The sequence below is a fragment of the Rhodosalinus sp. genome (genome assembly GCF_046542825.1).
In the GTDB taxonomy this organism is placed as follows: Bacteria; Pseudomonadota; Alphaproteobacteria; order Rhodobacterales; family Rhodobacteraceae; genus Rhodosalinus.
Genome location: NZ_JBKHAQ010000002.1, coordinates 15,688 through 32,454, shown reverse-complemented (window position 1 = coordinate 32,454; position 16,767 = coordinate 15,688). Strand labels below are relative to the sequence as shown.

Here is a 16,767-nt window from a genome sequence, read left to right as displayed (position 1 = left end):
GGGCGCCCCCCTCCCCAGCCCTTCCTCTTGCCCGAAATACCCTCGGGGGGGTGAGGCGGCGCAGCCGCCGAGGGGGGCAGACAGCCCCCCTGCCGGCTTCCGCTGCCTGGCGCCGGTGGCGCATCAGGCGCCGGTCCCGGCCGGCGCGCCCCGCTCCCAGGCGCCGGGCGGGGTCAGCCGGTCGCGCAAGAGCGCCACAGGGTGCGCGCGCAGCGTGAGCCGCATGGCGACGTAATCCTCCACCACCTCCTCGCCCAGCGTCATGGCGGGCAGACGGGCGGCGGGCTCGGCGATGCCCTCGCCCTCCATCTGGCCCTCGAAGAGCGGGAGCGGCGCGGGCGCGCGCAGGGCCCGGGCCTGCCACAGCGCCTCGCGCCGGGGAAGCCGCAGGTCGGCGAAGACGTCGGCCTCGGCCAGCCGGGCCAGCAGGGCGGGCGCCACGCCGGCGCGGCGCCAGACATCCTCGACCGAGCGGTAGCCGTTGCCGCGCGCCCCCGCGATCCAGGCGGCGTCCTCTTCCTTCATCCCGCGGATCTGGCGGAACCCCAGCCGCAGGGCGAGCCCGCCGCGCCCGTCGGGCTCCATCGCGTTGTCCCAGTAGCTCCTGTTGATGCAGACGGGCCGCACCTCGACCCCGTGTTCGCGTGCGTCGCGCACGATCTGCGCCGGCGCGTAGAAGCCCATCGGCTGCGCGTTGAGCAGCGCGCAGGCGAAAAGGCCGGGGTGGTGCCGCTTGATCCAGGCCGAGGCATAGACCAGCAGCGCGAAGCTCGCCGCGTGGCTCTCGGGGAAGCCGTAGCTGCCGAAGCCCTCGATCTGGCTGAAACACCGCTCGGCGAAGTCGCGGTCGTAGCCGTTGGCCGCCATCCCGCGCAGGAAGCGGGTGCGGAACTCGCTGACGTTGCCGTGCTTCTTGAAGGTGGCGAGCGAACGGCGCAGGCGGTCGGCCTCGTCGGGCGTGAAGTTCGCGCCCACGATGGCGATCTGCATCGCCTGCTCCTGAAAGAGCGGCACGCCCAGCGTCTTGCCCAGCACCGCGCCCAGCGCGTCGGAGGGGAAGGTCACCGGCTCCTCGCCGTTCCGGCGGCGGATGTAGGGGTGCACCATGTCGCCCTGGATGGGACCGGGGCGGATGATCGCCACCTGGATCACCAGATCGTAGAAGCAGCGCGGGCGCATCCGCGGCAGGAAGTTCATCTGCGCGCGGCTCTCGACCTGGAAGACGCCTACCGAATCGGCCCGGCAGAGCATGTCGTAGGTGGCGCGGTCCTCCTGCGGCAGGGTGGCCAGCGTGTAGTCCGCCCCGTGATGCTGGCGCATCAGGTCGAAGGCCTTGCGGATGCAGGTCAGCATCCCCAGCGCCAGCACGTCCACCTTGAGAATGCCCAGCGCGTCGATGTCGTCCTTGTCCCAGCAGATGACCGTGCGGTCCTCCATGCTGGCGTTCTCGATCGGGCAGAGCTCGTCCAGCCGCCCCTCGGTGATGACGAAGCCGCCGACGTGCTGGCTGAGGTGCCGGGGGAAGCCGATGATCTCGTCGATCAGTTCCATCGTCTGCCCCAGCCGCCGGTCGGCGGGGTCGAGGCCGATCTCGCGCAGGCGCTCCGCTTCCGTCCCGCTCATGCCGTAGAAGCCCCAGAGCTGGGAGGAAAGCGCGGCGACCGTGTCCTCGGAAAGCCCCATGGCGCGGCCCACCTCGCGGATCGCGCGCTTGCCGCGGTAGTGGATCACGGTGGCGCAGAGGCCCGCGCGGTGGCGGCCGTAGCGGTCATAGATCCACTGGATCACCTCCTCGCGGCGCTCGTGCTCGAAATCCACGTCGATGTCGGGGGGCTCGTCCCGCGCCTCGGACACGAAGCGCTCGAAGACCATGGTCCCGATCTCGGGGCTGACGCTGGTGATGCCGAGGCAGTAGCAGACCACCGAATTGGCGGCAGAGCCGCGCCCCTGGCAGAGGATGCCGCGCGCGCGGGCAAAGGCCACGATATCGCGCACGGTCAGGAAATAGGGCTCGTAGTTCAGCTTGGCGATCAGGGCGAGTTCGTGCTCGATCAGCTTCGTCACCCGCTCCGGCGCGCCCTCGGGATAGCGCCAGCGCAGCCCCTCGCGGGCGAGGCGGTTCAGCCGCTGGGACGCGCTTTCGCCCTCTGCCACCTCGGACGGATACTCGTAGCGCAACTCGTCAAGCGCGAAGCTGCAGCGCGCGGCCAGCGCCCCGGTCCGCTCCACCGCCGCCTCGTGCCCGCGGAAGAGGCGGCGCATCTCCGCCGGCGAGCGCAACCGCTGTTCCCCGTTGGCCAGCGCCGCGCGGCCCAGCGCATCGACCCGCGTGCCGGTGCGGATCGCCGTCATCACGTCCGCCAGCCGCCGGCGGCGACCGTGGTGCATGAGGGGCCGCGCGGTGGCCAGCGCGGGCAGGCCGAGCCGCGCGGCCTCCTCCGCCCAAAGGTCGAAGCGGCGGGCATCCTGCCCGTCGTAGACAGGTGCAAGGGCAAGATGCATCTGCGCCGCGAAACGCCGCGCGAGGCGGTCCGCCTGCCGCCGCCAGTCCGCGCCGGGGTCGAGCGCGCGGGCCGGCGGGTGCAGCAGAAGCTCCAGCCCCTCCATTCCCTCCAGCACGTCCTCCATCCGCAGCGCGCAATCGCCCTTGGGCGCGCGCAGCCGCCCGCGCGAAATCAGCCGGCAGAGCCGCGCCCATCCCGCCCGCGTGGCGGCGAGCGCGGTGAACTCCGGCCCGTCGGACAGCACGATCCGCGCGGCCGGAATCAGCCTTGGCACGTTGCGGATGTTGGCCGAGGGGGGCGGCGGCAGACCGGGCGGCGCGGGCGGGCCGATGAACCGGCCGTCGCGCAGGCGCGTCTCGATCTCGGCCACCTCGCGGGCGATCCTGCGCGCCTCCGCATGGGCGCGGACGATACCGGCGACCGAGTTCACGTCGGCCACCGCGATGGCCGAAAGCCCCATCAGCGCGGCGCGCTGCATGTGCTCCTCGGGGTGGGAGGCCCCGGTGAGGAAGGTGAAGTTGGTGGTGATCGAAAGCTCTGCGACCATGGCGAGTCGCGAGTATATTCATGTTTTGTTCTCATGTGGAGTCGGGCGACGCATCGCGGCGCCCGACCACCGGGCCGGGTTCAGGCGACCCGCATCATCTCGGTCACTTCCCCGGGCAGCTGGTCGGCGACATGGCCAAGCTCGCCCTTGTCGATATGCATCTTCAGCACGGTGAACACGCCGTCAAGGGCGGTTTCGGGCTCGATGCTGCTGCCGTCCTGCGAGAGTTTCTGGCGCACGAAATCGAGGTAGGCCTCGCGCGAGCGCTGCTTGTGCGGCGTGGCCGAAGGCTTCCAGTCCTCGAAATAGATGCCGCGGATCAGGAGCGGCAGTTGCTGGCCCAGATGCACGGCCTCGTCCGCCACCATCCGGTCGCGCAGGGCGTGAAGGCCCGCGCGCAGCGCATGATAGCCATCCTGCTTGCTGCCGCCGATCGCCTCGGCCAGTTCGTTCAGCCATTCGTTGGTTTCGTGCACGGTCCGGTCGATTACCGAGGGTGCATTGCCGGTCATGGGTCGGCCTCCCTTGCGTCTGGTGTCCTTCGGTGACCAAACGCAAGCAACGGCGCGACCGTTCCTCAGCGGCCCAGCGCGCCCGCGAACTGCGCCAGAACCTCTTCGTAGACCTGCCGCTTGAAGGGCACGATCACGCCGGGCAGCGCCTCCGGCGCGATCCAGCGCCAGGTCGAGAACTCGGGATGCTCGGTGGCGATGTCGATCCGGTCGTCGGTGCCGAGAAAGCGCATCAGCACCCATTTCTGCTTCTGCCCGCGAAAGCGGCCCTTCCAGATCTTCGGGACAAGCTCGTGCGGCAGATCGTAGGTCACCCAGTCCGCGCTTTCGCGTTCGAGGCGCACGAGGTCGGGGGTCACGCCGGTCTCTTCGCGCAATTCGCGCAGCGCGGCCTCTTCGACGCTCTCTCCGGGGTCGATGCCGCCCTGCGGCATCTGCCAGGCGGGGCCGGGGTTGTCGATCCGCTGGCCGACGAAGACCTCGCCCCTGGCATTGGTCAGCATCACGCCGACGCAGGGGCGATAGGGCAGGCGGGCGATCTCATCGGGGGTCATCGCGAAGCTCCGGGACTGGTCCGAAAAATCTCCTTCGAAGATTTTTCGCGCGCGGCGGCGGGCGGGGGCGATCTTCCTGCCGAAAGATCGCCCCGCCCCTGTTCACTCCTGGGCTGGGACCAGCGCCGTCAGGCCCTTGAGGATGTCGATGGCATAGGCCAGCTGGTAATCCTCGTCGCGCAGCCGCGCGGAGGCATCGGCAAGCGCGCGATCCTCCTCGATCTGGCGGACCTCGTCCTCGCTCAGGCTGTCGTTGTCGAGCCGGCCGCGCAGGTCGGCCTCCGACCGCGAGGGAAGCGCGGGCCCGTTTTCCTCCTCTTCGCTGGCCTCGCGCCGCGGCGGCTGCTGCACGGGGATGTCGGGCGAGATGCCCAGCGCCTGGATCGACCGGCCCGACGGCGTGTAGTAGCGCGACGTCGTCAGCCGCATCGCCGCATCGCCGCGAAGCGGCATGACCGTCTGAACCGAACCCTTTCCGAAGCTCTTGGTGCCCACGACGATGGCGCGGCGGTGGTCCTGCAGCGCGCCTGCCACGATCTCGGAGGCCGAGGCGGAGCCGCCGTTGATGAGCACCACGATGGGCTTGCCCTCTGCCAGATCGCCCGCCGTCGCGTTGAAGCGGTCGCCCTCCTCGGGGTTGCGGCCGCGGGTCGAGACGATCTCTCCCTTGTCGAGAAAGGCGTCGGCGACCTCGATCGCCTGGTTGAGCAGGCCGCCCGGGTTGTTGCGCAGGTCGAGCACGATGCCGTTTATGTTCTCGAGCCCGCCGGCCTCCTCGACCTGTTCCGCGAGACCGGCCTCGAGATTGGAAAAGGTCTGATCGTTGAAGGTGGTGACGCGCAGGATCACGCTGTCGCCCTCCAGCCGCGAGCGCACGGCGGTCAGCTTGATCGTGTCGCGGATGATCGAGACGTCGAAGGGTTCTGCCTGGTCCTCGCGCACGACCGTGATGATGATCTCGGAGCCCACGGGGCCGCGCATCAGCTCGACCGCCTCGTCGAGCGTGAGGCCAAGGACCGATTCGCCGTCCACATGGGTGATGAAGTCGCCCGCCTGCACACCCGCGGCGTCCGCAGGCGTCCCGTCGATCGGCGAGACCACCTTGACGAAGCCGTCCTCCTGCGTGACCTCGATGCCCAGCCCGCCGAACTCGCCGCGGGTCTGGACGCGCATGGCGCTTGCATCCTCGGGCGACAGGTAGCTGGAATGCGGGTCGAGCGAGGTGAGCATCCCGTTGATCGCGGCCTCGATCAGGTCGGCCTCGTCCACCTCTTCGACATATTGCGCACGGATCCGTTCGAAGATGTCGCCGAACAGGTCGAGCTGCTCGTAGACGTTCGAGCCGCGCATGTCCTCCTGCGCGAGCAACGGACCGGCGACCTGGGTCGTTGCCAGAATTCCGGCGAGCGTGCCGGCGGCGGCAGCCATCAGCGTCTTGTTCATGCGATACTCTTCCCTAGTCTGCGCGGAACCAGTCGAGCGGATCGACGGGCGCGTCATTGGTCCGTACCTCGATATAGAGCGTCTCCGACAGGGGCGAGCCAGCCCCTTCACCATCCTGTGACGGATTCGTGCCCGGCGAGGGCTCTTCCCCGCCCATCAGTCCCACCGGGCTGCCCTCCGGCAGAACCTGTCCGGGTTCGCCGAAGACCGTGTCGAGGCCGGCCAGCACGAGCAGGATACCCGATTCGGGTTCCAGGATGCTGACCTGACCGTAGTCGAGCAGCGGGCCGCGATACCGCACCGTCGCGGCGGCGGGCGTGGTCACCAGGGCGCGGGGGCGCGTGGCGACGAGAATGCCCGGCCGGGCGATCCCGGCCGCGTCGGTCTCGTTCGCGCGGCGCAGCACGGTGCCCTCGACCGGCAGGGGCAGCGCGCCCTTGCGCTCGGAGATCCCGGGCAGCGGTGGCGCGTCGGGATCCGCGAAGCCGATCTCGGCCAGCCCGCTGGCGAAACCCTCCAGCGTCTCGCTCGCCGCGATCAGGATCTGCGTGGCCACGGGATCGGCTGTGAAGCGGCGCGGCAGGTCGGTGCGGTCGGCGATGGCGGTGCTGAGCGCGGTGCGCGCCTGCTGCACGCTCGTCAGCCCCTCGGTCAACCGCTCTGCAGCGGCCTCCTGCAGCGCGCGAAGCGTCGCCACCTCACGCAGGTCTTCGCGCAGGGCGGCGGCCTCTGCCTCGAGCGCCGGCGTGACTTCCGCCACCAGCATGCCTGCCCGCGCGGTGCCAAGGGGGCCGCCGGGATGCAGGAACAGCACCGGCGTCGGCGCCGAGCCGATGCTTTGCAGCACGCCCAGAAGCTGCGCCACCTCGGCCTCCTGCGCCTGAAGGCTGCGGTCAAGCTGCGCCTCGCGGATCGCGACCGCGCGCAGCCCTTCGCGCATGGCGGCGAGGCCGGCCTCCAGGCCGCGCACCGTCTCGGTCAGCGCGGCAACCCGGTCGCGCCCGCCCTCGGCCTCGTCCAGCGACCGCATCGCTGCATCGAGCTGCGCGAGCGCGGCGCGCGCCTCTTCCGCCGGATCGGCGGACACCGGCCCCGCGAGCGCGATCAGCAGGGCCGCCAGACACCTCATGCCGCGATCAGGCTCTCGCCGGTCATGGCGGCCGGCTGGTCAAGCCCCATGAGCGCCAGCACGGTGGGCGCCAGATCCGCAAGCCGCCCGCCTTCGCGCAGCCGCGCGCCCGATGGGCCGCCCACCAGGATCACCGGCACCGGGTTGGTGGTATGCGCGGTGTGCGGGCCGCCGGTCTCGGGGTCCACCATGGTTTCGCAATTGCCGTGATCGGCGGTCACGATCATGGCACCGCCCGCCTGCGCCAGCGCGTCGAGCGCGCGGCCAAGGCCGCGGTCCACAGCCTCGCAGGCGCGGATCGCGGCCTGCAGATCGCCGGTGTGGCCCACCATGTCCGGGTTGGCGTAGTTCACCACGATCAGGTCGTACCCCGCCCCGATCGCCTCCACCAGGCTGTCGGTCACCTCGCCTGCGGCCATCTCGGGGGCGAGATCGTATGTCGCCACCTTCGGCGACGGCGCCATGTAGCGATCCTCGCCCGCGTAGGGCGCTTCGCGGCCACCGTTGAGAAAGAAGGTGACGTGAGGGTATTTCTCCGTCTCGGCCAGGCGGAATTGCCGCAGCCCCTTCTGCGCCACCCAGGCGCCCAGCGTGTCGGGGATGTCCTGCGCGGGAAAGACGGTGTCCATGAAGGCGTTGTGCGCCTCGGAATACTCGACCATCCCCAGCATGGCGGAAAGCTTCGGGCGCGGCCGGGTGTCGAACTCGGCGAATCCGGGCTCTCCGATGGCGCGCAGGATCTGCCGCGCGCGGTCAGCCCGGAAGTTCAGGCAGAAGAGGCCGTCGCCGTCGCGCATCGCGCCGCAGTCGCCGATCGCGGTGGGCTCCAGAAACTCGTCGGTAAGCCCCTCGGCATAGCCCGCGCGCACCGCCTCGATCCCGTTGGGGGCGTGGCGCGCACCTTCTCCGCGGACCATCACGTTGTAGGCTCTGGCGACCCGCTCCCAGCGGTTGTCGCGGTCCATCGCGTAGTAGCGGCCCGTGACGGTGGCGACATGGGCGCCCGACGGCAGTTCCGCTTCCAGCCGCGCCATGTAGTCCTCGGCGCTTTTCGGCGCGACGTCGCGGCCATCGGTGATCGCGTGGATCGCCACGGCAAGGCCCGCTTGGGTGATCGCGCGCGCGGCGGCGAGCATGTGGTCGATGTGCCCGTGCACCCCGCCGTCGGAGACCAGGCCCATCAGATGCGCGATGCCGCCTGCCTCGCGCACACGCCCGATGAAGCGGCGCAGCGCCGGCGCGGCCGCGAAACTGCCGTCCTCGATGGCCAGGCCGATGCGGCCGAGGTCCATCGCGACTACGCGCCCCGCGCCGATGTTGGTATGCCCCACCTCGGAATTGCCCATCTGTCCGGCGGGCAGGCCCGCATCGCGGCCGTGGGTGACGAGCGTGGCGTGCGGGCAGTCCGCCCAGATCCGGTCGAAATGCGGCGTGTCGGCCAGCGCGGGCGCGTTCGCCTCGCGCACCTCGGACAAGCCCCATCCGTCCAGGATGCACAGCACCACAGGTTTCGTCGCCATTGCCTGATCCCTTCCACCGCGCGGCCCTTCTAGCGCGGCGCGGTGGCGGATTGAACCGTCCGCGGCACGGCCGGCGGCAGATTGCCGGCACGCGCCCGGCGATGTATCACGCCACGGCCCACGCAATGCGACATTCCGATCCGCGCGCAGATCGAGGGCGGGCTGCTCCCGACACATCCCAACGGGATCGTGATCCACCCCGAGGCGCGCATCGGCCCCAACTGCCTGATCTTCCATCAGGTCACCCTGTCGGGGGTCGTCGTGCTGGGCGGACACGTCGATATCGGAGCCGGGGCAAAGCTTCTCGGGCCGCTGGAGGTGGGTGCCCATGCCGAGATCGGGGCCCACGCCGTGGTCACGCGGGACGTCGAAGCGCGCGCCGTTGTGGCAGGCGCGCCCGCCCGCCAGATCGGCAGCCCGCTGAGATCAGACGAGCACCGGGGCCGCGCCGGGGCGGCCGGCCAGCACCCATTCGTAGACGCGGCCCACCTGTTCGGCCTTCCGCTGCCAGGTGAAGGCTTCGGCCACGCGTGCGCGCCCCGCGGCGGCCAGCGGCGCCAGCGTCCGCGGCGCATCGGCCAGACGGGACAGTTCCCCGGCAAAGCCGGCGACGATCGACGCGCGCGGGCCGATCGGGACCTTGATCCCCGTCTCCGGTCCCACCAGTTCGCCCGGTCCTGCATAATCCACGATCAGGGGCACCACCCCCGTCGCCATCGCCTCGAGCACGACGCCGCCGCCGAACTCGCGAACCGAGGGAAAGGCCAGGAGGTGGCACTCCGACAGGACCGCCTGCACCCGCTCGTGCGGCAGCCAGCCGTGAAAGACCAGGCCCGGCAGCCCCTCGGCCTGCGCCCTCAGCGCCGGCATCATCGGCCCGTCGCCCACCATGTGCAACACAAGGCGACCTTCGCGCAGCAGGTGCGCCGCCGCTTCGATCAGCATGTCGGGCCCCTTGTAGGGCACCATGCGACCGACGAACGCAGCGGTCAGCGGCGCGGCAGCGGGCCTGGCGGCATCGAAAAAGCGCGCAGGGTCCACCGCGTTTTCCGGCAGGTAGACGCATTTTGCCCGCTGCGCCGCCGGCACCTCGCTCTCGGTATGGCGCGAGCCCACGAGGATCGCCGCCGCGTGGCGCAGCATCGCCCTCCGCCCCGGCAGCATCCGGTAGGCGCCGCGCAGATAGCTCAGGAATTCGCGTTCGCGCAGGCGTTCGCCCTCGAACCCCGGCGGCCACGGCACGCCGCCGTTGAGCGGTCCAACGACGAAGGGCACGCCCGCGCGGGCGCAACGCGCAGCCAGCGGGCTGGGCGCGGTCGGGCTCAGCGGTGTGACGCGATGCACGATGTCATAGCGACCCGCGCGGAGGGCGTCGCCGAAGCGGCGCCAGACCAGCCGCTCGAACCACGGGTAGGTGAGCGAGGCGAGCGCCTGCTGCGTGGTCCATCCGCGCCCCTGCCCCATGCGCAGCCGCTCGCCCAGCCACCAGACGGGACGCTGCACCGCCTCTGAATCGATTGCCGTGAAATCCTCGCCCTCGATCATCCCGGCTCGCAGGAAGGCGTCGCGGTTGCGCACCTGGGTGACGATGTGCACGTCGGCCACGGCGCGCAGCGCAGTCGCCAGCGACCAGCCGACGAGCGGCACGCTGACCCATTCGGGATTGGCCGCCTCGGCGACCAGCAGCACACGCGGGCGCATCGTCACATCACCGAGCGCCAGACAGGCGCGGCCGCAACGGCTTGCCGTCGGGCGCGCGCCTGACGCTCTTCGGCGAACCCCCAGAGCGCGCCGGCCACCAGCCACGTCAGCGGCGTGAGCGTCGCATTGGGGATCATGTCGAAGAGATTGACCGCCAGCAACAGGGCGAGCGGCCCCGCGTAGGGCGGAACGGGATCGTCCTTGCGCAGGCTTTCGCGCCAGATCATGAAGATCGGCAGGGTGATCAGCCAGAACTCCGCAAGGAAGCCGACCCAGCCATAGACGCCCATGGTGATGATCCATCGCCCGTCGGCGATCGTGATCATGCGGCCCTCTTCGTTATGGACATGATTGCGCCCCCAAGTTCCCCATCCGAAAAGCGGCTTCTGCTCGAGACGATCGAGCAACAACTCCTCGTTGTCGAAGCGGAACTCGAGCGACCGCGCCCGCGTGGCATCGACCCGCTCGGCGGCGGCGAGCACGGTCTGCGCGGGGATCATGTCGACCCCCTTGAGCATCGGGTAGGACACCGCGAAGAGCGCGATGCAGGCAGCCGCCGCGATCTGCAGGCGCGTGCCGAGAAACAGGACCAGCGGCAGCAGGACGAGCGCGTAGAGGATCGGTGCGTAGCTCTTCGTCAGCACCAGGATGATCACCAGCCAGATCATGGCGGCCAGCCACACGGCCCGCAGGGCGTTTCGCCTCTCGGTCTTCAGCAGCGCGGTTGCAGAGACCGCCGCCATTACCATGAAAAAGGCCAGCCACAGGGCATGGTAGAGAAACACGATGGGACGGTAGCCGCCGCCGCGCATCATCTGCGAGAAGTCGTGCTGGAACCAGCCGTAGATCCAGGTATTGAGCTGCGGGCTCATCCTCAGTTCGACGAGCATGGGAAGGGTATACACCGATGCCGCCGCAACCAGCGCGACGAGCAGTGCCCGCTGGCTTTCCGCCGACACCAGAAGCTGCCGGGCCATGAGAAACGGCAGGATCAGCAGGAATTGCTGAACCATGAGCGACACCGCGTCCTTGAGCTGAAGTCCCAGGATGTAGGTCCGTCCGAAACTCAGCGGCTCGGTATTGGTCAGCACCGTCGGAAACGGCGACAGCATGAAGATCGCCAGCAGCACGCGGCCGATCGGGCTCTCCGGCAGGAAGGGGCGCTTGGGACTGGTCATCGTCACGATGGCCACGAAGGCGACCAGCGGCGGCAGCGTGTCCTTGGTCAACGGCGGGACCAGCGGATAGTCGAACCCGGCGGGCGCAGGCGGCAGGACCAGATACGCCCCGATCATCGACCAGATCAGCGCACGGTCCGCCGGCAGCTTTCGAAAAAGCATGACGGTGACCACCGGCCACAGCATGATCATGAAATATGCAAGGGCGTTGGGCATCGTCCCGCCACCAGATCCCGTTCGACGCCCCCGTCACGGCCCGTGACTGGCCGCAACACCCTTCGCTAGCACGTTCGAAGCCGCGTGTCGCGCATTCCGCGCACGCGGGCGTGTTTCAGCGCCCGGTCGGTGCCGCCAGGACACGGACCGTGTCGAGCAGCACCCTCAGATCGGTGCGCAGCGACAGGTCGCGGAAATACGAGGTGTCGTAAAGCGCCCGCTCGGCAAAGCTCGACTCGTTGCGAACCGAAGTCTGCCAGTACCCGGTGATGCCCGGACGCATGGCATAATAGGCTATGCCCGGATAGAGGTCTCGCTGCTCGGGCAACATCGGGCGCGGCCCGACCAGGGACATGTCGCCCAGAAGGACGTTCCAGAGCTGCGGCAGCTCGTCGATCGAGGTGCGGCGGATGAAGCGCCCCACGCGCGTGATGCGCGGATCGTTGCGCAGCTTCTGGTCGCGCTGCCACTCGGCACGCGCCTCCGGATGCGCCGCGAGATGGCTCTCCAGCAGCCGCTCGGCGTCGGGCACCATGCTGCGCAGCTTCCACATTCCGAAAACGCGGGCATCCCGACCAAGGCGCGCCTGCCGGTAGAACGGTCTGCCCCCGTCCAGCGCGACCAGAAGCACGAAGGGCAAGAGCACGAAGACCACCGCCGGCAGCGCCAGAAGGGCCAGCACGATGTCGAGCACCCGTTTGCCGCCGGTACGGTAGAGGCCGCGGTTCACGCGATCGATACGGGACGCCGTCGACGGAGCGGGCATCGCCTCGGCAGTCGGAAGGGGCTGACGCAATTCAACAGTCATCGTTGTTCTCCATCCGCGACGCTCGCGACCTCTCCCGACCCACGGTCGCTCGGGCAGCCCCAGTCCCGAGGAAACCTGGCTCCTTCCTGCGATCCTTGCCGCAGGCCGGAGACGCACCGGTCCGAAGTCTCCAGGAGTGTCGACCTGTCCTCACCGTTTCCGGTTGCCGCGATGCGGAACCACATCGCAGACAATTCTCATTCTCGCCATTTTTTCTCCATTAATCAGGAAGATGCAGTGGCGCATGGCGGGCGTCAAGCAGCCTTGCCAGGGTTCAACCTTCAAGCGAAACCGGATGCGCGCCCAGCTGTGCGGACCTAGCGGCAAGATGGGCACGAAGCCTGTGCTGCAGGCGGAGTCGCCGGGGGTTGACGCAGCAGTTTCGCCCAGGTTGCACGCCGGAAGATTGTCCGAAAGCAGGATACATTCCTGTCTGGTGCAGCGTTTCGCCTCCCGAAACGCAACGACCGTTTCTCGAGAGCGCGCGATCCTTCGGATATCACGGGATTACGCGGGATCACGTCTTGTCACGGCCTGCGCGATGCCGTTGTTGGTCAACAGCGTCCGGTGGCCGGCAAAGATGCAACTCAGGATTGCATCACGTAATATTTCAATTTCGGAATATCGGGGAGAGAGCGCAAGGCGACCCCGCGAATCGGCCCGGACCGCGCCCCGAAACGTGGCAATTTTCGGGCATCGCGCGGACGTCCCGGCCACGCAGCACGGAGTTGCAACCTCAGCGACAAGCCACTAATGGCCACCCCAAGACGCTGCGACGGCGAGGATACGGATGAGCGTGACACTTCACCAGGGCGACCTGCCGGACGACCTGGGCCTTGGTCCCGTGGTCGCCGTCGATTGCGAAACCATGGGGCTCAATCCGTTTCGTGACCGGCTCTGCCTCGTGCAGCTTTCGGCCGGCGACGGCGCCGCCCACCTGGTCCAGATCGCACAGGGCCAGCGCGCGGCGCCCAACCTGCAGGCGATGCTGGAGAACCCGGAGGTGCTGAAGCTCTTTCACTTCGGGCGCTTCGACATCGCGGCGCTATGCAACGCCTTCGGCAGCCTCGCGGCGCCGGTGTGGTGCACCAAGATCGCATCCAAGCTCGTGCGGACCTACACGGATCGCCACGGTCTGAAGGTCCTGACCCAGGAACTGCTTGGCATCGACATCTCGAAGCAGCAGCAGTCCAGCGACTGGGGCTCACCCGTGCTGACGCCTGCCCAGCGCGACTATGCCGCCTCCGATGTCCTCTATTTGCACCGACTGAAAGCGGCACTGGAGTCGATGCTGGTGCGCGAGGGTCGGCTCGATCTGGCGAGGGCCTGCTTCGACTTTCTTCCCACACGCGCGCAGCTGGACCTCGCCGGCTGGCCGGACGAGGACATATTCTCCCACTGAGCGGGCGGCTTTGGCAGCGCGCAACCACGGGCCCACGATGGCGGTTGGCGACAACACCTACTCCCTGCTTGTGGCATGGCTGAAGATCCTGCTGCCTCTGGCAGCGCTTGGCCTTCTGTCAGTGCTCTTCCTGCTGGCGCGGTCGCACGAACCGGCCGAGGCGCCGCGATGGGTCGAAGGGCGGCCAGCCGAGCGGCAGGCAGGCGAACAGGTGACACGGCCGTCCTTCGCGGGTGTGACCGAGGATGGCACCAGGCTGACCGTCACGGCGCGCCGCGCATTGCCCGAGCCCGGGGCAGAGGGTCGGGCCGTCACCGAAGAATTGCGCGCCATGGCCGACCTGCCGGACGGCAGCCAGATCCGGCTCGCTGCCCGGACCGGCCTGCTGGACGAAACGGAAGGCTATGTGCAGCTTGCCGGGGGCGTCGAAGTCGAGAGTTCGGTGGGATACCGGGTCGCGGCGGAACGATTTCGCATCCAGCTCGAGCGGCTGGCGATGGACAGCGGCGGACCGGTGACAGGGCGCGGCCCCGCCGGCCGGATCGAAGCCGGGCGGCTGCAGGTCGAGGGAGCGACCGGCGAAACGGGCGCAAGGCTGCTTTTCACCGAGGGGGTCAAGCTGCTATACGAGCCTGGAAGTGAATAGCGGTTTTTTCATATTGAAAGTTGCGCGCCAACTCATTCTTGTGGCTTCGCTCTGGTCGCTTCCCGTGACGTCGGGACTGGCACAGGGCACGCAGACCGGCTTCGGTGACGGCGCGGTCGATCCCGAGGCCCCTGTCGAGGTCACGGCCGAAACGCTCTCGGTCGATCAGGACGGCGGCACCGCCGTCTTCCGGGGCGACGTCATGATCGTGCAGGGCGAGCTGCGGCTGTCTGCACCCGAAGTGCGTGTCGTCTACGGTGAAGCCGGCGACAGCATCCGGCGCCTCGAGGCGAGCGGAGGCGTCCTGTTGGTCAGCGGCGAGGACGCGGCCGAGGCGCAGCGCGCCGACTACGATGTCGAGAACGGGCGGATCGTGATGTCTGGCAACGTTCTTCTGACCCAGGGCCGCGCCACCGTGGCGTCCGAGCGCATGGAGGTGACTCTGGAGACCGGCCGCGCCGAGCTGGCCGGCCGGGTCCGCACGGTCCTGCGGCCGCAGGGACAGGCCCAGTGACCGCGCCGCAGCTGTCCGTCACGGAGGGCGATCAGGGCCTGCTGGTGCGTCACCTGCGCAAGAGCTACCGCAGGCGCGTGGTGATCCGCGACGTCAGCATGGAGTTGCACCGCGGCGAGGTGGTCGGTCTGCTGGGCCCCAACGGGTCGGGCAAGACGACCTGCTTCTACGCCATCGCAGGGCTCGTTTTCCCGGAGGGCGGGCAGGTGCTGGTGGACGGGCGCGACGTGACCGCGCTGCCGATGTATCGCCGGGCGCGCATGGGCATCGGCTACCTGCCGCAGGAAACGTCGATCTTTCGTGGCCTCAGCGTCGAGGACAACATCCTGGCCGTGCTCGACATCTCGGTCCGCGACCGGCACAAGCGGCGCGAACGGCTGGAAGAACTGCTGTCCGATTTCTCGATCGAGCACCTGCGCCGGGCGCCGGCGCTGGCGCTCTCGGGCGGCGAGCGGCGGCGGGTCGAGATCGCGCGCTGCCTTGCCGCCGACCCCAAGTACCTGCTGCTCGACGAGCCCTTCGCCGGGGTCGATCCGATAAGCGTGGGCGACATCCGGCACCTCGTGGCGGAGCTGAAGACGCGCGGCATCGGTGTGCTCATCACCGACCACAACGTGCGCGAGACGCTCGAGATCGTGGACCGCGCCTATATCCTGCACGACGGCACCATGCTGATGTCGGGCAGCCCCGAGGAGGTGGTGCGCAACGAAAACGTGCGCCGTGTCTACCTGGGCGAGAACTTCCGCATTCTCTGAAGCGGCGCCTGCCAGCCCCCATTCCCGCGCGCGACGCACCCGTCGAGATTGACAGAGCCGTCCGAACTCCCGTCAAATGGGACCATGAGGGTCGCGGCACAGCAAACGCGGAGCGGCGCGCGCACGGCGCGCGAAGGCCGTCACACACGCCTGCCACGTCCATCGGCACTGCCCCTTGACAGGGACGGGCGCGCAAGCGGGCGCGCCGGGGACAGACCTTGCGCGAAAGGAGAGCGGATGCGTTATCAGATCACGGGCAAACAGATCGACATCGGCGAGGCGCTGCGGGCCCATGTGGAGACCGACCTCGGGGAGGCGCTGGAAAAATACGCCAACCGCCCCACGGACGCACAGGTGGTGTTCTCGAAAAGCGCGCACGAGTATGTCTGCGAGGCGACCGTGCATCTGTCAAGCGGACTGACCGCGCAGGCCAAGGCCGCCGCGACCGAGATCTACGCCGCCTTCGACGCGTGCTGTGCCAAGATGGAAAAGCAGCTGCGCCGTTACAAGCGCAGGTTGAAAGATCATCACCGGCCGCGTCCGGAAGCCGTTGAAGTCATGCGCGCCTCCTCGTATATCCTCGCCGCGGATGGCGAGGACGACTCGGAGCCGGAGACGCTGCAGCCGGTGATCGTGGCCGAGACCCAGACGGAGATCCCGTCGCTCTCGGTGGGCGAGGCGGTGATGCGGATGGAACTGGCCGGGGTTCCTGTGCTCGTCTTTCGCAACGAGGCCCGACAGGGCGTTAACGTCGTCTACAAGCGCGACGACGGAAACATCGGCTGGATCGAACCGCAGGGTTCGGCCTGAGAGACACGGTCATTCCGGCGCCACACGGCCGGAGAACGGGCAGGACATGACGCTCAGCACCCTCGTGAAGCCCGATGCCGTTCGGGTGGTGACCGCCGCATCCAGCAAGAAGCGGCTGATCCATGATCTTGCCGACCTCGCCGAGGCCGCCTACGGCATCGACGCTTCCGCCGCAATGCACGCGCTTCTGGAGCGCGAGGCGCTGGGCCCCACCGGTGTGGGCCACGGTGTGGCGCTGCCGCATGCGCGGCTGACCGGTCTGGACGAAATGCGCGGCGTTCTGATCCTGCTGGAAAAGCCGGTGGATTTCGACGCGGTGGACCGGCAGCCCGTGGATATCGCCCTTGCGCTCTTCGCACCGGAAGAGGCCGGGGTGGAGCATCTGAAGGCGCTGGCGCTGGTCGCGCGCACGCTGCGCGACAATGGCATCTGCGCCAAGCTGCGCGCCAACCCTAACCCGGCCAAGCTGCACGCCATCCTGACCGAGGCACAGGGCGTCAAGGCGGCCTGACCGGGCGTCTGCCGGCC

Annotated in this window: 15 protein-coding genes; 6 read left to right on the top strand and 9 right to left on the bottom strand. The window is 69.0% G+C overall.

Translation table 11 applies throughout. From position 1 onward, the window contains the following. Window positions 1–123: 123 nt before the first annotated feature. The 9 genes from ACLFOB_RS00605 to ACLFOB_RS00565 all read right to left on the bottom strand — a co-directional run bounded on the left by ACLFOB_RS00605 (window position 124) and on the right by ACLFOB_RS00565 (window position 12,112). Window positions 124–3,051, bottom strand: a complete 2,928-nt coding sequence (locus ACLFOB_RS00605) for an error-prone DNA polymerase (protein WP_410924316.1) — start codon at window positions 3,049–3,051, stop codon at window positions 124–126. Between the two features lie 80 nt (window positions 3,052–3,131). Continuing rightward, window positions 3,132–3,563 carry a DUF2267 domain-containing protein gene (locus ACLFOB_RS00600; RefSeq protein ID WP_410924314.1) on the bottom strand — a complete coding sequence of 144 codons (432 nt, stop codon included), beginning with the start codon at window positions 3,561–3,563 and terminating at the stop codon, window positions 3,132–3,134. A 65-nt stretch (window positions 3,564–3,628) separates the two neighbouring features. Then, window positions 3,629–4,117, bottom strand: a complete 489-nt coding sequence (locus ACLFOB_RS00595) for an RNA pyrophosphohydrolase (protein ID WP_410924312.1) — start codon at window positions 4,115–4,117, stop codon at window positions 3,629–3,631. Window positions 4,118–4,219: 102 nt separating this feature from the next. Continuing rightward, window positions 4,220–5,560, bottom strand: coding sequence for a S41 family peptidase (locus tag ACLFOB_RS00590; RefSeq protein ID WP_410924310.1), 1,341 nt, complete (start codon window positions 5,558–5,560; stop codon window positions 4,220–4,222). A 13-nt stretch (window positions 5,561–5,573) separates the two neighbouring features. Further along, window positions 5,574–6,689: a murein hydrolase activator EnvC family protein gene (locus ACLFOB_RS00585; protein ID WP_410916555.1), complete on the bottom strand. Its 1,116-nt coding sequence runs from the start codon at window positions 6,687–6,689 to the stop codon at window positions 5,574–5,576. Beyond that, complete coding sequence (gene gpmI / locus ACLFOB_RS00580) at window positions 6,686–8,209, bottom strand: 2,3-bisphosphoglycerate-independent phosphoglycerate mutase (RefSeq protein ID WP_410916554.1); 1,524 nt, start codon at window positions 8,207–8,209, stop codon at window positions 6,686–6,688. The genes ACLFOB_RS00585 and gpmI overlap by 4 nt, the downstream gene beginning before the upstream one ends. A gap of 426 nt (window positions 8,210–8,635) precedes the next feature. Then, entirely contained in the window at window positions 8,636–9,910 is a 1,275-nt protein-coding gene (locus ACLFOB_RS00575) for a glycosyltransferase family 4 protein (protein ID WP_410916553.1), read from the bottom strand. A 2-nt stretch (window positions 9,911–9,912) separates the two neighbouring features. Further along, window positions 9,913–11,304: a hypothetical protein gene (locus tag ACLFOB_RS00570; RefSeq protein ID WP_410924308.1), complete on the bottom strand. Its 1,392-nt coding sequence runs from the start codon at window positions 11,302–11,304 to the stop codon at window positions 9,913–9,915. 115 nt (window positions 11,305–11,419) lie between these two features. Then, on the bottom strand, window positions 11,420–12,112 hold the full coding sequence (locus tag ACLFOB_RS00565) for a sugar transferase (protein ID WP_410916550.1): 693 nt from the start codon (window positions 12,110–12,112) through the stop codon (window positions 11,420–11,422). A gap of 790 nt (window positions 12,113–12,902) precedes the next feature. Between ACLFOB_RS00565 and ACLFOB_RS00560 the strand changes: the two genes are divergently transcribed. The 6 genes from ACLFOB_RS00560 to ACLFOB_RS00535 all read left to right on the top strand — a co-directional run bounded on the left by ACLFOB_RS00560 (window position 12,903) and on the right by ACLFOB_RS00535 (window position 16,750). Further along, window positions 12,903–13,514, top strand: a complete 612-nt coding sequence (locus ACLFOB_RS00560) for a ribonuclease D (protein ID WP_410924307.1) — start codon at window positions 12,903–12,905, stop codon at window positions 13,512–13,514. Window positions 13,515–13,551: 37 nt separating this feature from the next. Then, window positions 13,552–14,160, top strand: a complete 609-nt coding sequence (gene lptC / locus ACLFOB_RS00555) for an LPS export ABC transporter periplasmic protein LptC (RefSeq protein ID WP_410924306.1) — start codon at window positions 13,552–13,554, stop codon at window positions 14,158–14,160. Between the two features lie 64 nt (window positions 14,161–14,224). Then, entirely contained in the window at window positions 14,225–14,674 is a 450-nt protein-coding gene (locus ACLFOB_RS00550; RefSeq protein ID WP_410924304.1) for an LptA/OstA family protein, read from the top strand. Beyond that, window positions 14,671–15,429: an LPS export ABC transporter ATP-binding protein gene (gene lptB / locus ACLFOB_RS00545; RefSeq protein WP_410924302.1), complete on the top strand. Its 759-nt coding sequence runs from the start codon at window positions 14,671–14,673 to the stop codon at window positions 15,427–15,429. The genes ACLFOB_RS00550 and lptB overlap by 4 nt, the downstream gene beginning before the upstream one ends. 237 nt (window positions 15,430–15,666) lie before the next feature. Then, complete coding sequence (gene hpf / locus ACLFOB_RS00540; RefSeq protein ID WP_410916540.1) at window positions 15,667–16,239, top strand: ribosome hibernation-promoting factor, HPF/YfiA family; 573 nt, start codon at window positions 15,667–15,669, stop codon at window positions 16,237–16,239. A gap of 46 nt (window positions 16,240–16,285) precedes the next feature. Next, complete coding sequence (locus ACLFOB_RS00535) at window positions 16,286–16,750, top strand: PTS sugar transporter subunit IIA (RefSeq protein WP_410916538.1); 465 nt, start codon at window positions 16,286–16,288, stop codon at window positions 16,748–16,750. The last annotated feature ends 17 nt before the right edge of the window (window positions 16,751–16,767 follow it).

Coding starts and splice junctions, on each gene's coding strand:
- ACLFOB_RS00560 (WP_410924307.1), top strand. CDS start 12,903: ATGAGCGTGACACTTCACCAGGGCGACCTGCCGGACGACCTGGGCCTT.
- ACLFOB_RS00585 (WP_410916555.1), bottom strand. CDS start 6,689: ATGAGGTGTCTGGCGGCCCTGCTGATCGCGCTCGCGGGGCCGGTGTCC.
- ACLFOB_RS00595 (WP_410924312.1), bottom strand. CDS start 4,117: ATGACCCCCGATGAGATCGCCCGCCTGCCCTATCGCCCCTGCGTCGGC.
- ACLFOB_RS00590 (WP_410924310.1), bottom strand. CDS start 5,560: ATGAACAAGACGCTGATGGCTGCCGCCGCCGGCACGCTCGCCGGAATT.
- ACLFOB_RS00605 (WP_410924316.1), bottom strand. CDS start 3,051: ATGGTCGCAGAGCTTTCGATCACCACCAACTTCACCTTCCTCACCGGG.
- ACLFOB_RS00570 (WP_410924308.1), bottom strand. CDS start 11,304: ATGCCCAACGCCCTTGCATATTTCATGATCATGCTGTGGCCGGTGGTC.
- ACLFOB_RS00565 (WP_410916550.1), bottom strand. CDS start 12,112: ATGACTGTTGAATTGCGTCAGCCCCTTCCGACTGCCGAGGCGATGCCC.
- gpmI (WP_410916554.1), bottom strand. CDS start 8,209: ATGGCGACGAAACCTGTGGTGCTGTGCATCCTGGACGGATGGGGCTTG.
- ACLFOB_RS00600 (WP_410924314.1), bottom strand. CDS start 3,563: ATGACCGGCAATGCACCCTCGGTAATCGACCGGACCGTGCACGAAACC.
- lptC (WP_410924306.1), top strand. CDS start 13,552: ATGGCGGTTGGCGACAACACCTACTCCCTGCTTGTGGCATGGCTGAAG.
- ACLFOB_RS00575 (WP_410916553.1), bottom strand. CDS start 9,910: ATGCGCCCGCGTGTGCTGCTGGTCGCCGAGGCGGCCAATCCCGAATGG.
- ACLFOB_RS00535 (WP_410916538.1), top strand. CDS start 16,286: ATGACGCTCAGCACCCTCGTGAAGCCCGATGCCGTTCGGGTGGTGACC.
- hpf (WP_410916540.1), top strand. CDS start 15,667: ATGCGTTATCAGATCACGGGCAAACAGATCGACATCGGCGAGGCGCTG.